This is a genomic window from Rhodococcus sp. 5G237 (assembly GCF_053764735.1).
The window spans coordinates 501272-527448 of sequence record NZ_JBSNCD010000001.1 but is presented as its reverse complement, the minus strand read 5'-3'; the positions used below and the strand labels follow the sequence as shown (position 1 = coordinate 527448).

Below are 26177 nucleotides of genomic sequence, written 5' to 3'. Positions count from 1 at the left end.
GAGAACGGCCGCGGGACCGGGAATGCGACCCGGTCCCGCGGCCGTTCGTCCCACGTCTGCCGCGTTTGCCCGTTACCGTTCTATTCCATGTCTGCGGATTCCACCGCTCCTGTCGAGCGCCCGCGTCCGGTGGAGGACGGCCCAGCGCCCTCCCGTCCATCGCCGACCGACCTCGTCGGTGGGCGTCTGTCCGCCGTACCGCACATCCTCGGCCTGATCCTGGGCATCTACGCGGTCGTGGTCGCGCTGTGGTCGATCTCCCCGACCCTGCGCTACTGGATCCACGCTCCGCGCGAATATCTCGACGAGTACTACTTCGACGCTCCCGACACGAGCCTGTCGTTCGCTCTCGTCCTGGGCCTGCTCGCCGGTGCCGTCGCCGGCCGCAAGCGCATCGCGTGGTGGATCCTGACGATCTATCTCGGCGGATTCACCATCACCAATCTCGTGATGAGCATCGTCGAGCGCGACCCGAACCACCTCGTCGCGTTGATCGTCCACCTGTTGATCGTCGCGCTCCTGCTGCTGTCCTATCCCGAGTTCTACACGCGCGTGCGGCGCGGAAACGTCTGGGCCGCACTCGGTGTGCTCGTGGGTGGCCTGGCCGTCGCGACACTGATCGGCTGGGGTCTGGTGGAGCTGTTCCCCGGCACTCTGCCCGCCCCCGACCGGTTCCTGTGGGCCCTCAACCGTGTCACCGCGCTGACCTTCATCGACAACGACCAGTTCGGTGGTCGCCCGAACGGGCTGGTCAACACGGTCCTCGGCCTGCTCGGCGCGCTCGCCGTGCTCGCGGCCGTCGTGGTGCTGTTCCGCTCGCAGCGAGCGAGCAATGCGCTCACCGGCAGTGACGAATCGGCCATCCGCGGCCTGCTCACCCACAGCGACGATTCACTCGGCTACTTCGCGACGCGCCGCGACAAGGCCGTGGTGTTCGCCCCCAGTGGCAAGGCCGCGGTGACCTATCGCGTCGAACTCGGTGTGTGCCTCGCGAGCGGTGATCCGATCGGCAACCCCGAGGCGTGGCCGCACGCCATCGACGAATGGCTCGATCTCGCCCGCGCCTACGGGTGGACACCCGCGGTGATGGGGGCGAGCGAGGACGGTGCGAGGGCTTATCACCGTGCGGGCCTGAACGCGCTGCAGCTCGGCGACGAGGCCGTCCTGCTCACCCGCGACTTCAGTCTCGCCGGACGCGACATGCGACCGGTGCGGCAGGCCGTCAACCGCGCCCGCAAACACGGTGTGACCGCACGGATCATGCGTCACCGCGAACTGTCGCCCATCGAGCTGTCGGCGGCGATCCAGCGCGCCGAGGCCTGGCGCGACACCGAGAACGAGCGCGGTTTCTCGATGGCCCTCGGCCGGCTCGGTGATCCGCTCGACGGCGACTGCCTGCTCGTCGAAGCGGTCGCGGACGGCAAGGTCGTCGCGATGCTCTCGCTCGTGCCGTGGGGATCGGACGGGGTGTCGCTCGACCTGATGCGCCGCGACCCGCAGGCCCCCAACGGCGTCGTCGAACTCATGGTCTCCGAGCTCGCCTCACGTGGTGCCGAATTCGACGTCGAGCGGATCTCGCTGAACTTCGCGGTCTTCCGGTCGGTCTTCGAGGAGGGCGCGCGGATCGGCGCCGGCCCGATCCTGCGGTTGTGGCGGTCGATCCTGCTGTTCTTCTCGCGGTGGTGGCAGCTCGAGGCGCTGTACCGGTCCAACGTCAAGTACCACCCCGAGTGGGTGCCCCGCTTCCTGTGTTTCCGCGACAACCGGCTCATCCCGCGCGTCGCGCTCGCGTCGGCGATCGCCGAGGGCTTCCTCACCCTCCCCACCTTCGCTCGCCGGAACACCGAGCAGCACACGGGAACACATTCGGCGTTCCCCGAGGACCAGGTGGTCGCGGCGGAACTGCACGACGACGGCAGCGCACCCGGCGTCGAACTCGCCGACGGCACGCCCGCCGTCTCGCACGGACGTCGCCGCCCCGAGCAGGTCCAGGTGCGGATGAACACCCTGCAGCGGATCGTCGAACACGGTGTCGATCCCTATCCGGTCGCGCATCCCCCGACCCACACCGCCGCCGAGGCCCGGGCCGCGAAGCCCGGCACTCCGGTGACCGTGGCGGGACGCCTGCTGCGCATCCGCAACTTCGGCGGTGTGCTGTTCGCGGTGCTGCGCGACTGGTCGGGCGACATCCAGATCCTCGTCGATCGGCAACGGGTTGCCGGACAACGCTTCCTGTTCGACCTCGGCGACCTCGTCGAGGTGTCCGGCGAGACGGGACGCAGCCGCACCGGCGAGATCTCGGTGCTCGCCGATTCGTGGCGCGTCGACGGCAAGTGCCTGCACCCGCTGCCCGACAAGTACCACGGTCTCGTCGACCCGGAAGCCCGCGTGCGGCAACGCTATCTGCATCTCGCGATCGACCGCGGCGCACGCGACCACCTCGCGGCGCGCAGCGCGGTGGTGCGGTCGCTGCGCGACGAACTGCAGGCCCGCGGCTATCTCGAGGTGGAAACGCCGATCCTGCAGTCGGTGCACGGCGGCGCGAACGCCGCACCGTTCGTCACGCACATCAACGCCTACGACGCCGATCTGTACCTGCGGATCGCCCCCGAGCTGTACCTGAAGCGGCTGTGCGTCGCGGGCATGGCGAAGGTCTTCGAGATCGGCCGGGTGTTCCGCAACGAGGGTGCGGATTTCAAGCACAACCCGGAGTTCACGATCCTCGAGGCGTACGAGGCGCACAGCGACTACGAGAAGATGCGGGTCGTCGCACGCGAGTTGATCCAGGCAGCGGCCCGTGCGGCACACGGACGCGAGATCATCCTGCGACCCGGCCCCGACGGCACCCCGGTCGAGATCGACATCTCCGGCGAGTGGCCCGTCAAGACCTTCCACGACGCGATCTCCGAGGCGCTCGGGACGTTCGTCGACGCGCAGACCCCCGTCGACGTCCTGCGACGCATGTGCGACGAACACGAGATCCCCTACAACCCGGCCTGGGACGCCGGCGCCACCGCACAGGAGATGTACGAGCACCTCGTCGAATCGAAGACGGAGTTCCCCACCTTCTACACCGACTTCCCGACCTCGGTGTCGCCGCTGACCCGGCCGCACCCCCGCAAACCGGGTGTCGCAGCGAAGTGGGACCTGGTGGCCTGGGGTGTCGAGCTGGGGACCGCCTACAGCGAGCTCACCGATCCCCTCGACCAGCGTGCCCGCCTCACCGAGCAGTCGCTGCTCGCCGCGGGCGGTGACGAGGAGGCGATGGAACTCGACGAGGAGTTCCTCGAAGCACTCGAATACGCGATGCCTCCCACCGGCGGTCTCGGCATGGGTGTCGACCGGATCGTGATGCTCGTCCTCGGAGGCAGTATCCGCGAGTCGCTGGCGTTCCCGTTCACGAAGCCGCGACGCTCCTGACGGGTCGTTTCACGTGAAACCGCTCCACCTGGCATCGTGAGGTCGTGCAGCTACTCCTGATCCGCCACGCCGAGCCGAACAACGCCCGCGCCGAGACCGGGGTCGCCGACCCGCCGCTCACGGAGACCGGTCGTCTCCAGGCGTCGCGGTTACCGGACGCGCTGTCCCCCTACAACATCACCCGTCTGTTCTCGAGCCCGCAGTTGCGGGCCCTGCAGACGGCCGAGCCGGTCGCGGAACGACGCGGGCTCGACGTGGAGAAGATGGAGGACATCGCCGAGTACGACTACGGCCACGATCACTACTTCACGATCGACGCCGCGAAGGACGTCGCACCGGCTGCCTACAAGCGCATCCTGGCAGGTCACCTGCCCGATTTCGTGGACGGGGACGCCTTCCGCACACGGGTGCTGCGCGGGATCGACCACGTGGTGGGCACGTGCGACCATGCCGAGACCGTGGCGCTGTTCGTCCACGGCGGGGTCGTGAACATCGTGCTGCAGCACCTGCTCGAGCTGCCCCGGCCGCTGATGTTCCCCATCGAATACGCGTCGGTGACGCGCATCCTCGTCTCACGCAGCGGCGCACGCCGCGTGGCGTCGATCAACGAGACCGGGCACGTACGCGACACCCTGCGCGTCTGAGCTCCTCCGGCAGCCGGCCCGTGGGTGAGCCCCCAGCGCCCACCCACGAGTCGTGGGTTCAGCGCCGTGCGCTCGCGAGGAGGTCGCGGGCGGCGGTGCTGCCGTCGAGCAACCGCGACGTGCGGCGCGCTATCTTCCAACTGCCGTCGATCCGGGCGAGTTCGAATCGGTTGGCGCTCACCCGCCACACCCGGAACGAATCCGAATCGGCGTTGCGGCGCAGCAGCAGGGAGTGACAGGTCGCGACGGCGGTGTCGCCGTCGACCCGGATGTGCACCGGGTCGAGCAGATGACCGCAGCCCTCCTCGATGTAGTCCTGGTGCGGCCGGGTGCGCACCATCTCCATGATCGTGTCGCGCCCCTCCATCAAGCGGATGTCGATGTCGTAGACGGCGTCCTGCGTCCACAGTTCCCCCACCGCCTCGGCGTCACCGGCGTCGACGGCCGGGCCGTAGGCCGTGAGGACCTCGTGGATCGCAGCCTTGTCCTCGAGGAGCTGTACGCGTTCGAGGAGGGAGGCCAGCAGGGCGGAGTCGGTCATCTCGATCCTTCCGGACGGGGGCATCGCCTTTCGTTCTACCGGGATCGGGAGCGTGCGTTCCCGGTCTGTCCCGGTGACCGGAAGCTCCGGCGACCACCACCTGATCAGGCACGATCCGGATGCCGACGTGATCTTCGCCCGCAGGATTGGTACGGTCACCGCCGGAGGTGCACCGGATGGATGCGGACAGGATCGACGAGCTCGTACAGGGCGGGATACGGACACAGGGCGAGCTCGAGGCCGTCCTGGGCATTCCGCACCCGGCGATCGTCGACAAGGCGCGACCACACCTGACCCCGCTCATCAGGCATTTCTTGTCGCTGGCGCGGTTCTTCACGATCGCCACCGCCGACGCCGTCGGCAACTGCGACTGCTCGCCGCGTGGCGACATCGAGTCGGCGGTGCTCGTCCTCGACGACCACACGATCGCGCTGCCCGACCGGCCCGGCAACCGCCGCGCCGACTCGTACCGGAACATCCTCGAGAACCCTCACGTCGGGTTGCTGTTCTTCGTCCCCGGCGACGAGGAGGTGCTGCGGATCAACGGCCGCGCCACCCTGTCGACCGACCCCGACCTGCTCGAGAAGCTGTCGCTGCAGAACAAGCCGGCGCAGCTCGCTGTGATCGTGCAGATCGACGAGGTCTTCCTGCACTGCGCGCGGGCGTTGCTGCGCGCCAAACTGTGGGATCCGTCGACCTATCCCGACCGCGCGGCGGTCCCGTCGATGCGCGACATGCACGCCGAACTCCACTCGATCGAGATCCCGGCCGACGCAGAGCCGGGCAAGCGCGAGCTCTACCGCGAGTTCCTGTACTGACCGGACCACACGCGGCGAGTGCGTCACGATGGTGGGGTGCCCTCTCGGATCGCTCAGATACGCCGCTGGCGCGCCGGCGCTGCACTACGCAGCCGTCTGCGCGACCTGACCGGCGCCCTCGTCGTCGTCACCGGCGGCGGTAGCGGGATCGGCCGGGCGTCGGCGATCGCCTTCGCCGCCGAAGGCGCCATCGTCGTCGTCGCCGACAAGGATCTCGACAGTGCCCGCGAGACGGTGGCGCTCGTGAACGTCCCGGCTCCCGGCGCCGGCGGTTCCGAGGCCGTCTTCGGCGGCGCCGCCCACGCCTACGAACTCGACGTCTCCGACGAACAGCAGGTCCGGAAGTTCGCGCAGACCGTCCGCGAGCGGCACGGCGTCGCCGACGTGCTCGTCAACAACGCGGGCATCGGTGTCATCGGTGCCTTCGCCGACACCCCGCAGAGCGTGTTCGAGAACGTCATGGACGTGAACTTCTGGGGTGTGGTCTACGGCTGCCGCGCCTTCACCGAGCAGATGATCGAAGCCGGCACGGGCGGGCAGATCGTCAACGTCTCGTCGGCGGCGGCGTACATGCCGCAACGCAACCTCGCCGCCTACACGACGAGCAAGGCCGGGGTGTTCATGTTGTCGGAGTGCCTGCGCGCCGAACTGCTCGAACACGGGATCGGCGTGACCGTCGTGTGTCCCGACCTGGTGGACACCAACCTCACCCGGGCGACGGAGTACGTCGCGCCGAACAAGGAACTACGAGCAGCGCGACGCACCCGCACCCTCGCGATGTACCGGCGCCTGCACATCGCGCCGGAGAAGGTGGCCAAGGCGATCGTCGGGGCGGTCCGTCACAACAAACCTGTGGTGACGGTCGCGCCGGGTGCGAAGGTCCGCAAGTGGCTGATGCGCTTCGCGCCCCGTGTCATGCGTGTGGGCGCACGATTCGATATCGACTGATGGTCAGGCCTTGGAGGCGATCCAGTCGTGCAGCCACCGCGTGGCCGTCGTTCCGCGACCGTCGACCACGTAGTTCGAGTAGTCCTGGTGGATCTGCGACTCGTAGAAGGTGCGGATCTTCTGCTCGCGCAGCTCGTTCGCCTCGGGCGTGAGCTGCAGCTGCAGCATCGGGATGCCCCCGGCGGTCATGATGTCGTTGTAGAGCGCGGTCGCCTCGTCGCGGTAGTTCTCGAGCTGCTCGAACGGGCTGCCCGCCGAGATGGCGAGGAAGCCGGCCAGTCGCGTGACGAAGTCCTCCGGCGGCGTCGAGCAATAGAGGTCGCCCACCGCGCAGATGGTGCGCACGTTGGGCGTTACGAATCCGAAGCCACCCGCACGGGCACCTCCGGCACCGGTGCCGGCGACGGGCGGACCGACGAACGGGTCGAGTTCGGAGCGGCGCGGATCGGACAGCAGACCCACCGCGACGAGGCGGTGCGGACCGACCACTCCCAGCCCGGTGCCGATCTCGGCGGCGAGATCACCTGCGGCATCGGCACCCTGGCTGTAGCCGACGAGGGCGAAGTTCGTGAGGGGGCACCGCGCGGCGGTGGCCGCGATGATGCCGCGCGCGTTGTCGACGGCGCGGTTGCGGGAGGCCGCGTACACGTCGCCCTCCCACGGGAAGGCCGTGGCGGGATACGCGACGTAGTCGACGCGTGCCCCTGCGGGAAGATCGGACGTGACCTGGGCGAGCATGCCGTTCCCGCGGCCGGGGTCGGGGGTGTTCGAGGTCTCCCACGTTCCGGGCACAGCGACCACGTTCAGGGTCGGACATCCGGGCGGATTCGCTTGCGCCGCAGGCATTGCGACGAATATTGCTGCACATGCCGCCACTGCGGCCACCGTTGCCGCCCACACTCTTCTCATAGCCATGTCCCCGCCCCGCTACTGTCCTGGTGCCGCGTCCCTCCCCGGCAGTATCGAGTAGAAGGATGACATATTCGTGAACCGGATGTGATACATCCGAGTCCGGAACGTTGTCGGGGAACGACGGGGCCGGCGGATCAGCCGCGGACGACGGTCACCTGTCCCCCGCCGATGTTCGTCACGAAGACGTTGCCCGTCCCGTAGTCGACCGCCGTTCCCGGAACCGGTCGCTCGACCGCGCTCCCTTCGGCGGTCGAGGCGGGTTCCGCGACGACGATGTCGGGCCCGAAGAGGTTTGTGACATAGATGTTTCCGCTGAACGGATCGGTGACGACCGCACCCGGGGGAGGCGGTGGCGAGGCCGGAAGCTCCGCCGGCGCGACGGCACGGTCGACGACCGTGACACCGCCCGTACCGACGTTCGTGACGAAGACGCCGTCGGTTCCCGCGTCGAGGATCAGCTCCGGCATCCCGGGGAGCGGAGCCTGGGTGGGCGCCGCAACAGGCTCGGGCGTGACCTCCGTCCGGTGCACCGTGACCGCACCGGTACCGACGTTGGTGACGGCGACGTTGCCGAGCCCGCCGTCGACCCGCATCTCCACGAGCGCGGTGGACACCTCGGTGCGTCCCGGGACACGTCCCTCGGGATGCGTGACCGTCACGGCGCCGGGACCCACGTTGGTGATGCACGCGTTGCCGACACCGCCCTGGAGTCCGAGCAGGCGGGGGCCGTCGAATCCGAAAACCGGTGGGACGGGCTCGGCGCCGTCGACCGTCACGAGCCCACCACCGTTGCGGATGCACGCGTCCGCAGGATCCGCGGCCGCGGCGGGAGCCGCCGCGACGGCGGCCACGACGGCACCCGCACCCATCACGACCATCGCCAGTGCCCGTCTCGTAGCCGTCATGCGCAGAACCATAACGGGTGCGACGCCCGGCGACACGGAAATATCACAGTGCAGCGCGTCCGGCGGTTGCTGTTGAACCGCGGAACGATGACCAAGCACCCTGTATGTAAGGGTAGGCATGCTTTACTTCCGCACGTGATGAACTCAGTGCGCCACTGGCCGGACCGTTTCGGCGACCACGCCGTCGCCGCCTTCCGCATCGTCGTCGGTTTCCTGTTCTTGTGCCACGGCACCACGAGCCTGTGGGCGTGGCCGACGGAACCCTACGGCGGAGCCACCGCACAACTCGGCGCATGGCCCGGCTGGTGGGGCGCGATCATCCAGGTCGTGTGCGGCACCGCCCTGATCCTCGGTCTCGGCACCCGGCTCGCGGCCTTCCTCGGCTCCGGATCGATGGCGTACGCCTACTTCTGGGGCCATCAGGCCGACGGCGCACTGCCCATCCAGAACGACGGTGAATCCGCCGCGCTGTTCTGCTGGGCGATGTTCGTCCTGATCTTCGTCGGCTCCGGATCGTGGGCCGTCGACCGCCTCCTCGCGCGGCGGCGCGAGGAGGCCACACCCGAACCGGCGCCGGCCACCGCATCCGACACCGATCCCGCGTCGCTCGTCGACGCCTGACCTCACCCACGAACACCGCTGGGCCGCACACCTTCCGGTGTGCGGCCCAGTGGTCGTACCTCGTTCAGCGCTGCGACGCTGGAGCGCTCAACTCTCCGGCGCCACTCGGACGCCGATAGATTTCCGCGCTCAGCGCTGCGGCATCGTGGTGGTCGCGATCGGCGCCGGCAGTGCCGTCTCGCCCTCGAGGAAGCGGTCCACCGCAGCGGCGCACGCGCGACCCTCGGCGATCGCCCAGACGATGAGCGACTGTCCGCGACCCATGTCGCCGGCGACGAAGACACCGTCGACGTTGGTGGCCCACTCCGACGAGCGGGCGACGTTGCCGCGCTGGTCGAAGTCGACACCGAGATCGGTGAGCAAACCGGGCTTCTCGGCACCGGTGAAGCCCATCGCGAGCAGCACCAGATCGGCCTCGAGTTCGAAGTCGCTGCCTTCGACCTTCTCGAAGCGACCGTCGACCATCTGCACCTCGTGTGCCTTGAGCGCGGTGACCTTGCCGTCCTTACCGACGAATTCCTCGGTGTTGACGGAGAAGACGCGCTCGCCGCCCTCCTCGTGCGCCGACGAGACGCGGTACATGAGGGGGTAGGTCGGCCACGGGGTGGACTCGGCGCGCTGCTCCGGCGGCCGCGGCATGATCTCGAACTGGTGGACGCTCGCCGCACCCTGACGGTGCGAGGTGCCCAGGCAGTCGGCGCCGGTGTCGCCACCGCCGATGATGACGACCTTCTTGCCCTCGGCCGTGATGGTCGGGGCGGGCAGGTCGCCGAGCTGCACGCGGTTGGCGATCGGCAGGAACTCCATCGCCTGGTGGATGCCGTCGAGCTCGCGTCCGGGGATCTGCAGGTCGCGGGCGACGGTCGCGCCGCCGGCGAGCACCACGGCGTCGAACTGCTCGCGCAGCTCGTCGGCGGTGATGTCGACACCCACGTTCACGCCCGGTTTGAAGACGGTGCCCTCGGCCTCCATCTGCGCGAGACGGCGGTCGATGAAGCGCTTCTCCATCTTGAACTCGGGGATGCCGTAGCGGAGCAGACCACCGATGCGGTCGGCCCGCTCGAACACCGTCACCGAGTGACCGGCACGCGTGAGCTGCTGTGCCGCAGCGAGACCGGCAGGCCCGGAGCCGACGACCGCGACCTTGCGGCCGGTGAGCTTCGACGGCGGAACCGGCTTGACGCGGCCGTCGTCGAAGGCCTTCTCGACCAGCTCGACCTCGACCTGCTTGATGGTCACCGGGTCCTGGTTGATGCCGAGCACGCACGACGCCTCACAGGGCGCCGGGCAGAGCCGGCCGGTGAACTCGGGGAAGTTGTTCGTGGCGTGGAGACGCTCGATCCCGTCCTCCCACTTGCCCTTGTAGGCGAGGTCGTTCCACTCGGGGATGAGATTCCCGAGCGGGCAACCGTTGTGGCAGAAGGGGATACCGCAGTCCATGCAACGGCTCGCCTGGGTCCGGAGGGTGTCGAGCGGGAACGGCTCGTAGACCTCCTTCCAGTCGAGGAGTCGCAGCGGGACGGGCCGGCGGACCGGCGTCTCGCGGGAACCGTGCTTGAGGAAACCGGTGGGATCAGCCACGAGCAGCCTCCATGATCGCCTCGTCCACGTTCGCACCACGGATGGTGGCGTCCTTGATAGCCATGAGTACCTTCTTGTAATCGCGAGGCATGACCTTCGCGAAGTGGCTGACCTGTTGTGACCAGTCGGCCAGGATGCGGGCTGCGACCTCGGAGCCCGTTTCGTCACGATGCCGTTCGACGGCGCCCTTGAGCCACGCGAAGTCCTCGCCCTCGAGATCCTCGAGGTCGACCAGCTCGGTGTTCAGGTTGTTCTCGAAGTCCTTGTCCGGGTTGTACACGAACGCGACGCCACCGGACATGCCCGCACCGAAGTTGCGGCCGGTCTTGCCGAGGATGACGACCTTGCCACCCGTCATGTACTCGCAGCCGTGGTCGCCGACGCCTTCGACGACGGCCGTGGCTCCGGAGTTGCGGACCGCGAAGCGCTCACCCGCGATGCCACGGATGAGGACCTCACCCGAGGTGGCACCGAACAGGATGACGTTGCCGGCGATGATGTTGTCCTCGGGCACGAAACCCTCGGCCGCATTGTGCGGCGGACGCACGACGATGCGACCACCCGACAGGCCCTTGCCGACGAAGTCGTTCGCGTCGCCGTTGAGCCGCATCGTGATGCCGCGCGGGACGAACGCACCGAAGCTGTTGCCGGCCGAACCCGTGAAGGTGATGTCGATCGTGTTGTCCGGCAACCCTTCCGCACCGTACTTCTTGGTGAGCTCGTGGCCGAGCATCGTGCCGACGGTGCGGTTGACGTTGGTGATCGGGGTGTCGAACGAGACCGGCGTGCCCGACTCGAGAGCGGGCTGCGCCTTCGCGATCAGCTCGTTGTCGAGTGCCTTGTCGAGAGCGTGGTACTGCTCCTTGGTGCAGTGCATGTCCTGCTCCCCGTAGATCGGGGAGGTGACCTTCTCGAGCAGCGGCGACAGGTCGAGCTTCGACGCGCGGTAGTGCTCGACGGCCTTGCGGGTGTCGAGGACGTCCACCTGGCCGATGGCCTCGTCGAGGCTGCGGAAACCGAGCTCGGCGAGGTACTCGCGCACCTCTTCGGCGATGTACAGCATGAAGTTCTCGACGAACTCCGGCTTACCGGTGAACCGCTTGCGCAGCACCGGGTTCTGCGTCGCGACACCCACGGGGCAGGTATCGAGGTGGCACACGCGCATCATGATGCAGCCCGAGACCACGAGCGGCGCGGTCGCGAAACCGTACTCCTCGGCACCGAGGAGAGCGGCGACGACGACGTCGCGGCCGGTCTTCATCTGACCGTCGACCTGCACGACGATGCGGTCGCGCAGACCGTTGAGCATCAGCGTCTGCTGGGTCTCGGCGAGACCGATCTCCCAGGGAGCACCCGCGTGCTTGAGGGAGGTCAGCGGCGACGCGCCGGTACCACCGTCGTGACCCGAGATGAGCACGACGTCGGCGTGTGCCTTCGACACACCCGCGGCGACCGTGCCGACACCGAGCTCGGAGACCAGCTTCACGTGGATGCGGGCCTTCGGGTTGGCGTTCTTCAGGTCGTGGATCAGCTGCGCGAGATCCTCGATCGAGTAGATGTCGTGGTGCGGCGGCGGCGAGATCAGGCCGACGCCGGGCGTCGAACCACGGACCTCGGCGACCCACGGGTACACCTTGTGCGGCGGCAGCTGGCCGCCCTCACCGGGCTTCGCACCCTGCGCCATCTTGATCTGGATGTCGGTGCAGTTGCTCAGGTAGTGCGCGGTCACACCGAAGCGACCCGAGGCGACCTGCTTGATCGCCGAGCGCCGCCAGTCGCCGTTCTCGTCCGGGGTGAAACGGCTCGGATGCTCGCCGCCCTCACCGGAGTTCGAGCGGCCACCGAGACGGTTCATCGCGATCGCGAGGGTCTCGTGCGCCTCGGCCGAGATGGAGCCGTAGCTCATCGCACCGGTCGAGAAGCGCTTGACGATCTCGCTCGCCGGCTCGACCTCGTCGATCGGCACCGGCGGGCGCACGCCCTTCTTGAACTCGAACAGACCGCGCAGCGACGCGAGTCGCTCCGACTGGTCGTCGACGAGCTTCGTGTACTCCTTGAAGATCGAGTACTGGCCGGTGCGGGTCGCGTGCTGGAGCTTGAACACCGTGTCCGGGTTGAACAGGTGGTACTCGCCCTCACGACGCCACTGGTACTCGCCGCCCACCTCGAGCTCGCGGTGCGCGCGCTCGGACTGGCGGTCGAGGAAGGCCGTGCGGTGACGGGCCGCGACGTCCGCGGCGATCTCGTCGAGACCGACGCCGCCGAGCTGCGACTGCAGACCGGTGAAGTACTCGTCGACGAGTTCCTGCGACAGGCCGATGACCTGGAACAGCTGCGCACCGGTGTAGGAGGCGAGCGTGGAGATGCCCATCTTGGACATCACCTTGAGCACGCCCTTCGAGGCCGCCTTGATGTAGTTGGCGATGGCCTTGTCGAGGGTCATGCCCTCGGGCAGGTCGCCGTTCTGCAGCAGCTCGTCGATGCTCTCGAACGCCATGTACGGGTTGACCACGGCCGCACCGAAACCGCACAGGGCGGCGATGTGGTGGACCTCGCGGGCGTCGCCGGCCTCGACGAGCAGACCGACCTTGGTGCGGGTCTTCTCACGGACGAGGTGGTGGTGCACTGCGGAGGTGAGCAGCAGCGACGGGATCGGCGCCAGCTTCTCGTCGGACTCGCGGTCGGACAGCACGATCAGGCGTGCGCCCTTCTCGATGGCCTGCGAGACCTGCTCGCGGATCGAGGCGAGCGCGCGACGCAGACCCTCACCGCCCTCCGCGACCGGGTACAGGCCGCGGATGATGACGCTGTTGAAGCCGGGGAACTGCTTCTCGTCGTTGACGTGGATGAGTTTCTGCAGGTCGTCGTTGTCGATGACCGGCGCACCGATGAGGATCTGCCGGCACGACGCCTCGGTCGGGTTCAGCAGGTCGCCCTCGGGGCCGAGCATGCCGCCCATGCTGGTGACGATCTCCTCGCGGATCGCGTCGAGCGGCGGGTTGGTGACCTGGGCGAACAGCTGCGAGAAGAAGTCGAACAGCTGACGCGGGCGCGACGACAGCACGGCGATCGGCGTGTCGGTGCCCATCGAGCCGAGCGCCTCGGCACCGGAGGCCGCCATCGGCTTGACGAGGAGGTCGACCTCTTCGCGGGTGTAGCCGAAGACCTGCTGCCGCAGCACGACACGCTCGTGCGACATGTAGGTGTACTTGCTCTCCGGCAGGTCCTCGAGACGGGTGACGCCGTTGGCGACCCATTCCTCGTAGGGATGCTCGGCGGCGAGCTCGCGCTTGATCTCCTCGTCCTCGACGATGCGGCCCTTGGCCGTGTCGACGAGGAACATGCGGCCCGGCTGCAGGCGGCGCTTGCTGACGATCTTCTCGGTGGGGATGTCGAGCACACCCACTTCGGAGGCCATGACGACGAGGCCGTCGTCGGTGACCCAGGCACGCGAGGGGCGCAGGCCGTTGCGGTCGAGCACGGCGCCGATGACGGTGCCGTCGGTGAAGCACACCGAGGCCGGTCCGTCCCACGGCTCCATGAGGGCCGCGTGGTACTCGTAGAACGCGCGACGTGCCGGATCCATCGAGTCGTGGCGCTCCCACGCCTCGGGGATCATCATGAGCACGGCGTGCGGCAGGCTGCGGCCACCGAGGTGCAGCAGTTCGAGCACCTCGTCGAAACGCGCGGTGTCGGACGCGCCCGGCGTGCAGACCGGGAAGATCTTCTCGAGCTTGTCGCGACCGCCGAAGACCTCGGTGTCGATGAGTGCCTCACGGGCGCGCATCCAGTTGGCGTTGCCCGTGACGGTGTTGATCTCGCCGTTGTGCGCCACGCGGCGGAAGGGATGCGCGAGCGGCCACGACGGGAACGTGTTGGTGGAGAACCGCGAGTGCACGAGGCCGAGGGCCGAGACGACGCGCTCGTCCTGCAGGTCGCGGTAGAAGCCCTTCATCTGGGGCGTGGTGAGCATGCCCTTGTAGACGAAGGTCGATGCCGACAGGCTCGGGAAGTAGACGGTCTCGCTGCCGGGACCGTCCTCGCCCGCGCCGTGGTGGCCGAGCTCGTGCTCGGTGCGCTTGCGCACGACGTACGCGCGGCGCTCGAGCTCGAGGCCGGTGAGCGCGCGGGCGCCGGAGGCGATGAAGATCTGCCGGAAGGTAGGCATGGCGTCCTTGGCCATGGAACCCAGCTCGGACTCGTCGATCGGCACCTCGCGCCAGCCGAGGACCTCGAGGCCCTCTTCGGCGACGATGCGGTCGACCTCGGCGGCCGCGGCGTCGGCCTTGGCTGTGTCCTTGGGCAGGAACGCGATACCGGTCGCGTATGCGCCTTCGGCGGGAAGATCGAAGTCGACGACCTCACGGAAGTAGGCGTCGGGGACCTGGATCAGGATGCCGGCGCCGTCGCCGGTGTTCTGTTCCGCTCCCGCTGCACCGCGGTGTTCGAGATTCACCAGGGCGGTGATCGCCTTCTCCACGATGTCGCGACTGCGACGACCGTGCATGTCGACGACGAACGCGACGCCACAGGAGTCGTGCTCGTTCGCCGGGTGGTAGAGCCCTCGAGGCCCGGGGAGATGAGTCATACCTAGCCTTCGTTGATGCGATAGCACCGACGACCAGCAGCGCTGATGGCCATCTACTGCCGTAGACGGGTATCGGCCGGGTGCCCGATACCTTCGACATCGCCAGTATCCGCTCATCCGCGACGGTGCGGGTGCCTTTTTCGGCAGCACGAGCGTGGATCCGGCGACCGGTGGGACGTCGTGGTCCCACCGTCTTCGAAATGAACGATATGCCAGGTGGCGGGGGGTAATGCAAGCAAGCCTGCCCTATTCTCCCGCCCACCTGCGGAAACGCAGCCGTAACGCACCGGAATCGCGGGCGTCACCCTGCCGTGGAAAGGAGCATTCGCACCATCCGGGACACGCCGTCGCGCGGGTCCGGTCCGTCGTCGTGCGAGGTGCAGCGATGCAGGATCAGTCCGTCCAGGTAGTCGATGAGAACCCGCGCGGCGGTGACGGAATCGTCGACGTCGAGGCCCGCGAGCACCGTCCCGATCCATCCGCGCAGTTCGCTGCGGCGGGTCTCGACCCCGGCACGCAGTTCGGGCGTCGCCATCGCCTCGACGAACATCGCGAAGCGTGCGCGGGTTCGCACGAGGTCGTCCCCCGTCACGAACATCACATAACCGTGCATCAGGTCTTCGAGCTCACGCGCGTCGCCCGGCAACGCGGCGCCGATCGCCGCGAGCTGGACCCGGTCCTGCTCGAGGAGCCTGTCGAGCACTCCTTCGACGAGGGCCTGGCGGGTGCGGAAGTAGTTCGACGTGGATCCGGCCGGCACACCCGCCATGGCATCGACGCGGCGGTGGGTGAGGGCGCGCAGCCCTTCGGTCCCCACCAGATGGATCGCAGCGTCGAGAACCGCTGTGCGCTTGTCGGTTGCCACCCGAGGGCGTTCGTCGGTCACGACTCGATCCTACGAGATTCACTACAGGAGTAGTGACACGACACTACATCCGTAGTACGGTCGGGTCATGACCGCACGACACGGCAAAGCAGCGATCCTCGGCGGAGGGATCGGCGGGCTCACCGTCGCCAACGCGCTCGTCCGGCGCGACTGGCACGTCGACGTCTTCGAACGCGCACCCTCCCTTCCGGAGACGGGCACCGCACTCGGCATGTGGGCCGAAGCCCTCGACGCCCTGACCACCGCCGGCTGCGGCTCCGGTCTCGGCGGGCAGGTGGAGAAGCTCGGCGTGCTGCAGGACGGCGCGGCCTTCCTGCGATGGGACGGGCGGGTGATCGGACGCATCCGCACCTTGGCGCGACCGGTCGTCCTTCTCTCCCGGCCGAAACTGCTCACGATCCTGGCCGAGGGGCTTCCGTCCGATGCCGTCCGGTTCGGAGCGCCGGCACCCGGGTTGCCCGATCTCGCCGCCTACGACGTCGTGATCGCAGCGGACGGCATCAACAGCGCGACGCGCGACCGGCTGTTCGGTCCCGCCTACCGTCCCGTGTACACCGGCTACTCGGCGTGGCGCGGCTGGGTATCGGGCACGGTGCCGACGACGAGCGAGTCGTGGGGACCGGGCGCGCTGTTCGGCATCACCCCGCGTGACGGGGATCTGACCAACTGGTTCGCCGCCGTGCGCGCCCCGGCCGGCGGAGCGGGGAGCATCGACGAACTGCGCGAGCGTTACCGCGACTGGCACCCGGCCGTGCGCGACGTGCTCGATCGGATCGACCCCGCCGACGTGCTGCACCACGATCTGTACGAATCGCCCCCGCTGCCGTCCTTCGTCCACGGCAACGTCGCGCTGATCGGTGACGCCGCTCACGCGATGGCACCGAATCTCGGTCGCGGCGCGTGCGAGGCGATGATCGACGGCGCGACACTCGCGGTCCTGCTGTCCGAGCATCCGGTGACCGAGGCGCTGGAGCGATACGACCGCACCCGGCGGCGCCGCACCCAGCGGCTGGTGCGCGCGTCCCGAACCCTTGCCCGGGTGGCGACCGCACGCCGGTTCACGGCTCTGCGCGACCCGTTCGTGGGCGCGGCAGCGCGATTCACCCGATGATGCGATTCGTGCCCTGACCTGGGCGTAAATAACAACTGGCCGCAGCGATGAGAATCAGCTGCGGCCAGAGGTAACGAAAGAATAACTTGGGGCACCCGAACTTCGGAAGACGAGCTCGGGTGAGGTCTGTCACACGGCGTCTCGATCCCACACACGGTGGGTACCCAGCAGCTCCAGCACCTGCGCGACGGCCGTTTCCGGTCCGTCCACGATCTCGACACCCGGTGCCTTCAGCTCCTCCAGTGCCGCCGCACCGGCGCCCCACGCGGCCAGTGCCTTGTGATGCCGGAACATCTCGTCGACGAGGATCCGGACCCTCGTGTCGGGGACGGTCGTCGCCATGATCACCGCGTCGAACTCGATCGAGCGGGCCGTGAGGAAGGTGCGCGAGATCGGCACGATTCCCCCGAGCATCCCGCCGTGCGGGGCGACGACCAGCGGGACGCAGTCGGCCGCATCCACGGCCTGCACGGCCGCGAGCACCTGGTCGACGTCGGTGGTGTCGTCGGCGACGATGCCGATCAACCGGCCCTGCACGGGCCACGTCTTGCCGACCTGCGCCAGCGCGGGGCTCTGCGGGAGATCGGAGACCTCGACGGTCGGCTTCGGAGCGGGCAGACCGAGACCGGCCGCCACCTTCTCGCACAGGCCGGTGTCGATGTTCGCCAGGATCTGCAGCTGCCGCTCCTTGATGGACTGCTCGTAGCACTTGCCCAGCTCGAAGGTGTACGCGTAGGCCACGTGGTCCTGCTCGATCTCCGACAGGCTCAGGTAGAACTGGCGGACCTGCGTGTAGTGGTCGTCGAACGACCGGGAGACCTCACGCTCCTTCTTCGCCGCCGGTACCTCCACAGGCAGGTCGATGAAGGCGCCCTCGGTGACACCGGCCATGAACGGGCATCCCGCGTCGAGCGAGTTCGGCTTGTACGGAGCGACACCCGTGTGGACGGCGTGCTGGTGGAAGCCGTCGCGGAACATGTCGTTGACGGGTGCGTGCGGACGGTTGATCGGGATCTGCCCGAAGTTCGGTCCGCCGAGTCGCGTCAGCTGGGTGTCGAGGTACGAGAACAGGCGGCCCTGCAGCAGCGGATCGTCGGTGACGTCGATGCCGGGAACGAGGTGGCCCGGGTGGAAGGCGACCTGTTCGGTCTCGGCGAAGAAGTTGGTGGGGTTGGCGTTGAGGACCATCGTGCCGATGATCTGAACGGGCGCCAGTTCCTCGGGGACGATCTTGGTGGGATCGAGCAGATCGATCCCCTCGAAGGTCTGTTCCGGGGTGTCCGGGAAGACCTGCACACCGAGATCCCACTCGGGGTAGGCACCGGCCTCGATCGCGTCGGCGAGGTCGCGGCGGTGGAAGTCCGGGTCGAAACCGTTGATGAGCTGGGCTTCCTCCCACACCAGCGAGTGCACGCCGAGGCGCGGCTTCCAGTGGAACTTCACCAGCGCGGTGTCGCCCTCGGCGTTGACCACGCGGAAGGTGTGGACGCCGAAGCCCTCCATCATGCGGTAGGAGCGCGGGATGCCGCGGTCGGACATGTTCCACATCGTGTGGGCCGTGGCCTCGGTGTGGAGCGAGACGAAGTCCCAGAAGGTGTCGTGGGCGCTCTGCGCCTGCGGGATCTCACGATCCGGGTGCGGCTTGCCCGCATGGATGATGTCGGGGAACTTGATGGCGTCCTGGATGAAGAACACCGGGATGTTGTTGCCGACGAGGTCGAACGTGCCTTCCTCGGTGTAGAACTTCGTCGCGAAACCGCGGGTGTCGCGCACCGTGTCGGCCGAGCCACGGGAACCGAGCACCGTCGAGAACCGCACGAACACCGGTGTCTCCACGTCCTTCTGGAGGAACTGGGCACGCGTGATCGAGCTCGCGGCGCCCGTCGCGCGGAAGACACCGTGGGCGCCGGCGCCGCGGGCGTGCACCACCCGCTCCGGGATGCGTTCGTGGTCGAAGTGGGTGATCTTCTCGCGGAAGTGATGATCCTGCAACAGGATCGGACCACGCCGGCCCGCCTTGAGGGAGTGGTCGGTATCCGTCAGCCGCGCACCCTGAGCCGTCGTCAGGTACTCCCCCTGCTGGGCACGACCGCGCGGCAGATCCGCGGGAGTACCGGTGGCCGTCCTGACCTCGGGCTCGGCCTGCTCCGGCTTGGGCTCGGGCGGAGTCGTGGGCGTCGTGGGTTCCTCCACGGACGGCACGGTGGACGAGGGAACACCGGGGATCTTCGGGGTGTCGGCGGGCATGGGAACTCCGATTCGTGGCTGTCGTCTGTCGAGTGGATATCCGGGGCTGGGCACGTCTTCCCCACGACTACCCGTGGGAACAAAGATCAAACTCGGTCAGCGAATTCCGTCCCACAGCGTCCGCAGATCGGCCTCGTGGTCGTCGGCGGTCGTACACGTGTCGCCGAAGAGCATCTCGGTGCGTTCGTCCCCGTAGGGCGGCCATCCCGGCGAACCCGTGGTCGCGAAGTCCACCCACGCCCGGTGCATCCGCGTCGCCAGCTCCTGCGGAGGTGCGGAACCCGCGAGCGCCGCGGCCTGAGGGAGATGGAGATTGTCGAACACGAAACCGATGTCGAGCGCGTGGGTCGCGCCGAGCCGGCCGTCGAACAGCGGCGACTTCCAATCGAACCGGTAGACATGGGTTTCGGCGTCGTGTGCGGCACGCGCCTCCGCGACGCGGAGCACCGGGATGCGGTACATCCAGTCGCGCACGATGTGCATGGCCACCTCACCGGGACGAGCATCGGGCCGGGCGCGACGGTAGGCGTCGAACGCCTCCGGATCGGTGAGGCCGTAGGCGGCGGCGAGTCCGCGCGCAGCGGCCTCGTCGAGCAGTCCGTCGACCCCGAGAGGCACGAAGAACAGCGTCATCTCGTCGTCGTTGTGGCCGATGAGCACATCGACGTCGGATCCCGCGCCCTTCCCCACGAGGTCGATCGGCCGGCCCGGGAGCACGGTCCCGTCCACGCACGGTTCGAAGGCCATCGAATCGGTGGCGATCTCACCCCATGTCGCCGGGTCGCGCTCACCGCGGATCCGGGCCGTGAGACGTTCCTGTGCGTCGACGAGCACCTTCGGCTCGATCCCGGCGAAGGCCGCGCGGGTCGGGGCGACGCCGAGCATGTCGCTCAGGGCGCCGGCGACCGTCCGCGCGGTGCCGGCCGACATCACCGAATGTCCGGCGCCGCTCTGGGCGATCGCGCGACGGAACAGCCCGCGCGCGGCGGGCATCGCCAGCAGCGAGACCACACTCATCGCCCCCGCGGATTCACCGGCGATCGTCACGCGATCCGGATCACCGCCGAAGGCCGCGATGTTGTCGCGGACCCATTCGAGGGCGGCGACCTGATCGAGGAGACCGCGGTTCGCCGGAGCGTCGTCGAGGAGCGCGAATCCCTCTGCGCCGAGTCGGTAGTTGATGCTGACGAAGACGACGCCATCGCGTGCGAAGTTCGCACCGTCGTACAGCGCCACCGCGCTGCTGCCGTGCACGAACGCGCCACCGTGGATCCACACGATCACGGGCAGCGAGCCGGAGAGGTCGGGACTCCACACGTTGAGTCCGAGGACGTCCTCGCCCGGGATCGACGGTTCGTGCAGAAGCTGATCGATCGGTGGGGCGTACGGCGCCTTCGGGGCGGTGGGACCGAACTCGGTCGCGGGGCGCACGCCGTCCCATCGGGGGACAGGTCCGGGCGCTGCGAATCTGAGCTCACCGAAAGGCGCGGCGGCGTACGGGATGCCCTTGAAGACGGCCGTGCCGCCGACGGTCGTACCGCGTACTCGTCCGCCGGTGGTGTCGACGACGGGTTCCATCCACGCTCCTCCTTCACCGGTTCCGGCGTCAGCATGGCACGGAAGTCGTTCGCCCGAGCCCGATTCACGGCACGAGAACGGTCCGGCGGGTGGCGCTCACCCACCGGACCGTCGGGTCGTCCGGGTCAGAAGTCCTCGTCGATGCAGGCGAGCCGGTCGCCGGCCTGTCCTGCCTCACCCGGTGCGGTCATGGTGTGCTGGGCGTGGAGCACCACCGAGTTGGCCTCGTCGTCGCGGAACTCCCAATCGACGGTCGTGGACGCCTCGGCGTTGCCCTGCGCGTCGGTGGTGATGTCGAGCCAGATCTCGTTCTGCGGATTGGCGTAGGCGGGATCGGTGGACGGCGAGTCGGGGTTCGCCGCCGGGTCGACCTGATTCTGGTAGTGCGGCCCCGAATCGGGCGGGTTCGGCCCGCACCGCTGCGTGTGGACGTGCGCCCCGAAGTCCCGATCGGGTTGCAGACCCATCACCCTGAGGGTCACGGTGGTCCGGCCGTTCTCCTCTTCGGATTCGACGTCGAAGGTCGCCCCGACCGGCACGGCCGCTTCGTCGTAGGTGAAGGCGTTGTCGTCGTCGCCTCCCTCGTTCGGGAGCCCGAAGGCGTCGCCACTCATTCCGGGCAGCGGCGTGGGCATGGAATCGGTGGTGGTGGTCGTGAGCGAAGTGGGCGGGGTCTCGACGGTGGTCTCGGTATCGGTCGACGAGTCGTCGCTGCTGCACCCGGCGGCCACGAGCGTGGCGACGGAGAAGCCCGCGACGAGACATGCGTGGCGTGTGTTCATGACTTCGACGTACCCCGAGGGGGCCGTCGGCGAACCTGGCCGCAGGAACGTGCCCGCGCCACGGGCGCGCAGGTCCCGCCGGTCCTACGACCCGGTCTTGCCGTCCTCGGCCTGCTGGGCCTCGACGATCGCGGCGAGATCCTCCGCGACCTTCTTCTCCACGGCGCTCTTGTTCACGCCGGCCGCCGAGAGCACGCCGTCGCCGTTCTCGAGTTCGAGGAGCGCGAGGAGGATGTGCTCGGTGCCGATGTAGTTGTGCCCGAGTCGCAGGGCTTCGCGGAAGGTCAGCTCGAGGGCCTTGCGGGCACCCGCGTCGTACGGGACGAGTTCGGGGACGTCGCTCGTCGGTTCGGGGAGCGTCGCCACGGCGGCCGAGCGCAGCGCCGCGAAGTCGACGTCCTGGGCCGCGAGTGCGCGGGCGGCGAGCGACTCGGTGTCGACGAGCAGACCGAGGATCAGATGGACGGGCGTGATCTCGCGGCTTCCCGTGGCACGTGCTTCGTTCATCGACGCCATCACGGTGTTCTGTGCGCGCGGGGTGAATCGCGAGAACCCCTGCTCGGGGTCGAGGTCGTTGTCGCTCTTCGACACGAACCGTTTCTGGGCTGCCTGCTTGGACACGCCCATGCTCTGGCCGATCTCCGACCACGACTTGCCGGAACGTCGGGCCTGGTCGACGAAGTGTCCGATCAGGTGATCGGCGACCTCGCCGAGGTGGTCGGCCGCGATGACGGCATCGGAGAGCTGTTCGAGTGGATCATCGTGGACCTTCTTGATCGCGTCGATGAGGTCGTCGAGCCGGATGGGATGGGAAGGACGAATGGGTTCCATGCGTCAACTCTAAGTTGACGCATGGAACCCGTCAACCCTGGGTTGACGACCGATCGTCAGCCGGGACGTACCGCTGCCCGGAACTCCTTGATCGGCCAGACGTCCTGGTCCTCGCCGTAGACGATGCGGCCGTCCACGTCGAACTCGAGCAACGTGTTGATGCAGATGTTCGTCGATCCCGGCAGGATCAGGCGGCTCCGAGCGCGACCGCTCACGGTGATCTCGGCACCGCTCTCGTCGACCGCGGTCAGATCCAGCGACTCGATCCATCCTCGCTCGGGATCGCGGCCGGCCTTCCGGTGCCCGCCGCGCACCGCGACGACGTCCTCTCCCCGGCGCACATACCCGGAGTGGATGTCGTCGCTGTCGTCGGTGGGTGCCGAATAGGTGAGGAGGGTGAGCTGCGGATCGGCCAGCCATGTGTAACCCACACGGCGGTAGCCACGTTCGGTCCGCGGCCCCCACGAACGGTCGCGCATCGCGTAGCAGTCGACGTCGATGCGTTCGCCGTCGAGCACGACGGTGCCGGTGACGCGTCCGGTCTGGTCGTAGTGCGACGCCGACGGATACGGCGGTGACCCGCTGCGGAGCGGCACCGGCCGCTCGAGCCCGACGAAGTGCAGGTCGGCGGTGATGCGGTCGCGATCGTCGTAGCGGACCGAGTACTCCATCCCCGGCTGCACGACCGTGATCGTCGCTCCCGTGGGGCTCGTCAGCACACCGTCCTCGAACTTCGGTGGCTTGAGATGCGAGAACCCCTCGAAGAAGGGAACATTCCACGGTTCGCTACCGGTGTGGTCCCACAACCACAATCCCCCACCGGTCGTGCCGGCGTTGGCCCGGACGCTCACGTACACCCAGGCACCGATGTTGCGCTCCGGCACGAAGAACGAGAACCAGAAGGTCTCCGTCTCGTAGAAGTTGTCGGAGACGGGATGCAGACCGTCGTCCTCCGCCGTGAATCCACCGTCCGTCGTGAATTCTTCGGCAACAGTGGAATCCGTCATTCCGGAAGTCCTCTCAACGGAGCCGGCCGGCCCTCGCCGCGCACGCGATCGCGCACGGCGATCATCGCGGCGAGTCTGCGCTCCATGTCTTCCCGCGACATCACGATGTCGTCTCCCCCTTCACCTCGGTCGAGCCTCGCGAGACGTTCGCGTTCGGCCTCGATCTCCTCGTCGAGGAGAGATCCCGCCAGATCGCGGGTCAGCAGATCCTGATCGGCCCAGTCGTCCTCCGGGATCTGCGTGATCGGTTCCTCCATGTCGGATTCCCTCTCGTCGGGCCGGATCACGCACGCGGAAAATTGAACAGCCCCCGCGCGTTGAGTTCGACGATCTTATGGACGTCCTCGTCGGGCACCAGGCGCATCTGCTCCTGGACCACCTTGCGACTGTTGGGCCAGTTCGAGTCGGAGTGCGGGTAGTCACCCTCCCAGGTGATGTTGTCGATGCCCACGGCCGCGCGGTTGTCGACACCGAACTGGTCGTCGATGAAGCAGCCGTAGATATGCTTGGCGAACAACTCCGACGGCCGGACGCTCTGATTGATGTTCTGGTAGTAGCGGTGCTTCTGCCAGGTCTGGTCCATCCGCTCGAGCATGTAGGGCACCCAGCCGATGCCACCCTCGGAGAGCATGAACTTCAGGCGCGGATGCTTGTGGAAGACCGGCGAGAACAGCAGGTCGGCGGTCGCGTACATCGAGTTGCAGCCGAAGAGTGCGATCATCACCGCCATCGGTGCTTCGGGAGCGGTGATCGGTGCCTGACCCGACGTGCCGAAGTGCACACACAGCGGCTGGCCGGTCTCCTCCACCGCCGAGAACAGCGGGTCCCAGTGATCGGTGTGGAAGGACGGCAGACCGAGCGGGACGGGGTTCTCCACGAACGAGATGGCGCGCGAACCCTTCGCGGCGGTGCGGTGCACCTCCTTGACGGCCTCCTCCACCGACCACAGCGGCAGGATCGTCAGCGGGACCAGGCGATCGGGTGCGGTGGGGCACCATTCGTCGAGAATGTAGTCGTTCCACGCCTGCACGCAGAGCAGGGCCAAATCCTTGTCCTGCCCCTCGAGGAAGACGGTGCCGGCGAACCGGGGGAAGGACGGGAACGACAGGGTGGCCTGCACACCGTCGATGTCCATGTCCTGCACACGGGCCTTCGGGTCGTAGCAGCCCGGCAGCATCTCGTCGTACCGCGTGGGTTCGACGCCGTACTCCTCGGGCTTCTTGCCCGCCACGGCGTTGAGGCCGATGTACGGGTAGATACGTCCCTCGTACTCCCACACCTGCGCGATCTTGGTCGCGGCGTCGAGCGCGCGGTCGCCGTCGCCGACGTGGATGGCCTTCGGCAGTTCTTTCTCGACGATCTTCGGGCCGGCTTCGAGGAACTTCGACGGCAACCGGTCCGACCACAACGCCGGGTGCTCGATCAGGTGATCGTCGGTGGAGATCAGGTGCATGTGGTCCTGCAATGGCATTACGTCCTCCTGGATGTGCGGGGATCGCCGTGCGGGGAGCTCGCGGCCGGCGAACTCAGGCCCGGTCCCATTCGATCGGCAGCGAGGTGAGACCGAGCTGACCGCCGGTCTCGGTGAGCTCGACACCCGGAACGAGGCGGTACTCCGGAATCCGCTTGTGCCACTCCTCCAGAGCGATACGCAGTTCACGTCGCGCGAGGTGGGAGCCGAGGCAGCGATGCGGACCCGCACCGAAGGCGATGTGGTTGTTCGGTGAACGTTCGATGTCGACCTCCGCAGCGCCGTCGAAGGCCTCCTCGTCGCGGGTCGCGCCGCTCAGCGGAAAGTTCACCATGTCGCCGGCCTTCAGCTGCACACCCTGGAGTTCGGTGTCGTGCATAACCTTCCGGGCCGGAACGACGATCGCGTAGGCGCGGAGGAACTCCTCGACCGCACTGGGGATGATCGACGGATCCTCGACGATGCGCGCACGATCCTCCGGATGCGACGCCAGGTGATAGAACGCCCATCCCAGGGTCGCGGCCACCGTGTCGAGTCCGGCCATGAACATCAGGAGGCAGAAGGAGAGCAGATCCTCGTCCTTGACGGGCTCACCGTCGATCTCGAAGGTCAGTGCCTTGCTGATGATGTCGTCCTTGGGTTCGGCACGCCGCTCGGCGATGATCGAGGCGAACCGTCCCATCACGGCCTGCATGGCCGCGAACTGACGCTCCCCGTGGGCTTCGAGATCGTCCGCGGTGGCGTGCAGGATCGCGTGTTCCCACTCCATGAACTGGTCGAGTTCCTCGACCGGCATGCCCATGAGTTCGAGGAAGATCGTCGCGGGGAAGACCTGCGCGAACTCGCGCATGAAGTCCACCTGGTTGTCCGACCGCGACGCGATCTCGTCGGCCAGTCCCGCTGCACACTCACGGATGTGTGGTTCGAGCGACTCCACCCACTTGGGTGAGAACAGTGGGCCGAGCTGCCGTCGCCACTGGTGGTGCTCGTCGCCGTCGAGCATCTCCGGGATCCACTTGAAGGCCGGGTTCGGGTCGAGCGGGGTGACGACGCTGTTCGAGAAGGTGTCGGGCCGCTGGAGCAGGTCGAGGATGCCCTCGTAATTCACCACCGAGTAGAAACCCGGACCGAATTCGTTCCGGTAGACGGCGGATTCGCTGCGCAGCTCGTCGTACTTCTCGAACCACGTGCCGGCCTTCTGCAGCTCGGTGTAGTTGAAGTTGTGGACGGGGCAACCGGAGGTGGTGGCTCGGTCGGATTCGGCTCGGGTCATGTCAGATCCTTAC

Annotated in this window: 20 protein-coding genes; 6 read left to right on the top strand and 14 right to left on the bottom strand. The window is 67.9% G+C overall.

The window, feature by feature from the left end:
• Positions 1–129: 129 nt before the first annotated feature.
• A complete protein-coding gene (gene lysX / locus ACWPOC_RS02460; protein WP_455408012.1) occupies positions 130–3420 on the top strand; it encodes a bifunctional lysylphosphatidylglycerol synthetase/lysine--tRNA ligase LysX in 3291 nt (1096 codons plus the stop codon).
• A gap of 44 nt (positions 3421–3464) precedes the next feature.
• The gene (locus ACWPOC_RS02455) at positions 3465–4064 is read left to right on the top strand and encodes a histidine phosphatase family protein (protein WP_120280995.1); all 600 of its coding nucleotides are present in this window, start codon (positions 3465–3467) and stop codon (positions 4062–4064) included.
• Positions 4065–4122: 58 nt separating this feature from the next.
• On the opposite strand, the gene ACWPOC_RS02450 is transcribed toward ACWPOC_RS02455, so the two are convergent.
• Complete coding sequence (locus tag ACWPOC_RS02450) at positions 4123–4605, bottom strand: nuclear transport factor 2 family protein (protein ID WP_120283825.1); 483 nt, start codon at positions 4603–4605, stop codon at positions 4123–4125.
• 176 nt (positions 4606–4781) lie between these two features.
• On the opposite strand from ACWPOC_RS02450, the gene ACWPOC_RS02445 reads away from it, so the two are divergent.
• Positions 4782–5423, top strand: a complete 642-nt coding sequence (locus ACWPOC_RS02445) for an MSMEG_1061 family FMN-dependent PPOX-type flavoprotein (protein WP_088896868.1) — start codon at positions 4782–4784, stop codon at positions 5421–5423.
• A gap of 36 nt (positions 5424–5459) precedes the next feature.
• Complete coding sequence (locus tag ACWPOC_RS02440; protein ID WP_120280994.1) at positions 5460–6371, top strand: SDR family NAD(P)-dependent oxidoreductase; 912 nt, start codon at positions 5460–5462, stop codon at positions 6369–6371.
• 3 nt (positions 6372–6374) lie between these two features.
• On the opposite strand, the gene ACWPOC_RS02435 is transcribed toward ACWPOC_RS02440, so the two are convergent.
• On the bottom strand, positions 6375–7217 hold the full coding sequence (locus tag ACWPOC_RS02435; protein WP_455407938.1) for a cutinase family protein: 843 nt from the start codon (positions 7215–7217) through the stop codon (positions 6375–6377).
• Between the two features lie 200 nt (positions 7218–7417).
• Entirely contained in the window at positions 7418–8188 is a 771-nt protein-coding gene (locus ACWPOC_RS02430) for a hypothetical protein (RefSeq protein ID WP_455407937.1), read from the bottom strand.
• Positions 8189–8326: 138 nt separating this feature from the next.
• Between ACWPOC_RS02430 and ACWPOC_RS02425 the strand changes: the two genes are divergently transcribed.
• Positions 8327–8809: a DoxX family protein gene (locus ACWPOC_RS02425; protein WP_455408011.1), complete on the top strand. Its 483-nt coding sequence runs from the start codon at positions 8327–8329 to the stop codon at positions 8807–8809.
• A 129-nt stretch (positions 8810–8938) separates the two neighbouring features.
• Here ACWPOC_RS02425 and ACWPOC_RS02420 read toward each other — a convergent pair whose 3' ends face one another.
• The 3 genes from ACWPOC_RS02420 to ACWPOC_RS02410 form a co-directional block, all read right to left on the bottom strand.
• Complete coding sequence (locus ACWPOC_RS02420) at positions 8939–10390, bottom strand: glutamate synthase subunit beta (protein WP_060652370.1); 1452 nt, start codon at positions 10388–10390, stop codon at positions 8939–8941.
• Positions 10383–14978, bottom strand: a complete 4596-nt coding sequence (gene gltB, locus ACWPOC_RS02415; protein ID WP_455407936.1) for a glutamate synthase large subunit — start codon at positions 14976–14978, stop codon at positions 10383–10385. The genes ACWPOC_RS02420 and gltB overlap by 8 nt, the downstream gene beginning before the upstream one ends.
• A gap of 301 nt (positions 14979–15279) precedes the next feature.
• Complete coding sequence (locus ACWPOC_RS02410) at positions 15280–15864, bottom strand: TetR/AcrR family transcriptional regulator (protein ID WP_159417071.1); 585 nt, start codon at positions 15862–15864, stop codon at positions 15280–15282.
• A gap of 67 nt (positions 15865–15931) precedes the next feature.
• Here ACWPOC_RS02410 and ACWPOC_RS02405 point away from each other — a divergent pair, with 67 nt between their 5' ends.
• On the top strand, positions 15932–16975 hold the full coding sequence (locus ACWPOC_RS02405) for an FAD-dependent monooxygenase (RefSeq protein ID WP_085468699.1): 1044 nt from the start codon (positions 15932–15934) through the stop codon (positions 16973–16975).
• Between the two features lie 129 nt (positions 16976–17104).
• Here the strand turns inward: ACWPOC_RS02405 and ACWPOC_RS02400 are convergent, their stop codons facing one another.
• The 8 genes from ACWPOC_RS02400 to ACWPOC_RS02365 all read right to left on the bottom strand — a co-directional run bounded on the left by ACWPOC_RS02400 (position 17105) and on the right by ACWPOC_RS02365 (position 26164).
• Positions 17105–19222: a catalase gene (locus ACWPOC_RS02400; RefSeq protein WP_085468698.1), complete on the bottom strand. Its 2118-nt coding sequence runs from the start codon at positions 19220–19222 to the stop codon at positions 17105–17107.
• 96 nt (positions 19223–19318) lie between these two features.
• Positions 19319–20800, bottom strand: coding sequence for a carboxylesterase/lipase family protein (locus ACWPOC_RS02395; RefSeq protein WP_085468697.1), 1482 nt, complete (start codon positions 20798–20800; stop codon positions 19319–19321).
• Positions 20801–20925: 125 nt separating this feature from the next.
• Positions 20926–21582 (bottom strand): superoxide dismutase family protein, encoded by a 657-nt coding sequence (locus ACWPOC_RS02390; protein WP_085468696.1) that lies wholly within the window; start codon positions 21580–21582, stop codon positions 20926–20928.
• A gap of 84 nt (positions 21583–21666) precedes the next feature.
• The gene (locus tag ACWPOC_RS02385) at positions 21667–22413 is read right to left on the bottom strand and encodes a Clp protease N-terminal domain-containing protein (RefSeq protein ID WP_085468695.1); all 747 of its coding nucleotides are present in this window, start codon (positions 22411–22413) and stop codon (positions 21667–21669) included.
• 56 nt (positions 22414–22469) lie between these two features.
• Positions 22470–23420: a DUF7065 domain-containing protein gene (locus ACWPOC_RS02380; protein ID WP_085468694.1), complete on the bottom strand. Its 951-nt coding sequence runs from the start codon at positions 23418–23420 to the stop codon at positions 22470–22472.
• On the bottom strand, positions 23417–23677 hold the full coding sequence (locus ACWPOC_RS02375) for a hypothetical protein (protein ID WP_037189688.1): 261 nt from the start codon (positions 23675–23677) through the stop codon (positions 23417–23419). The genes ACWPOC_RS02380 and ACWPOC_RS02375 overlap by 4 nt, the downstream gene beginning before the upstream one ends.
• A 26-nt stretch (positions 23678–23703) precedes the next feature.
• The gene (locus ACWPOC_RS02370) at positions 23704–24891 is read right to left on the bottom strand and encodes an amidohydrolase family protein (RefSeq protein WP_085468693.1); all 1188 of its coding nucleotides are present in this window, start codon (positions 24889–24891) and stop codon (positions 23704–23706) included.
• A gap of 55 nt (positions 24892–24946) precedes the next feature.
• Positions 24947–26164, bottom strand: a complete 1218-nt coding sequence (locus ACWPOC_RS02365) for a cytochrome P450 (RefSeq protein ID WP_085468692.1) — start codon at positions 26162–26164, stop codon at positions 24947–24949.
• Positions 26165–26177 lie beyond the last annotated feature (13 nt).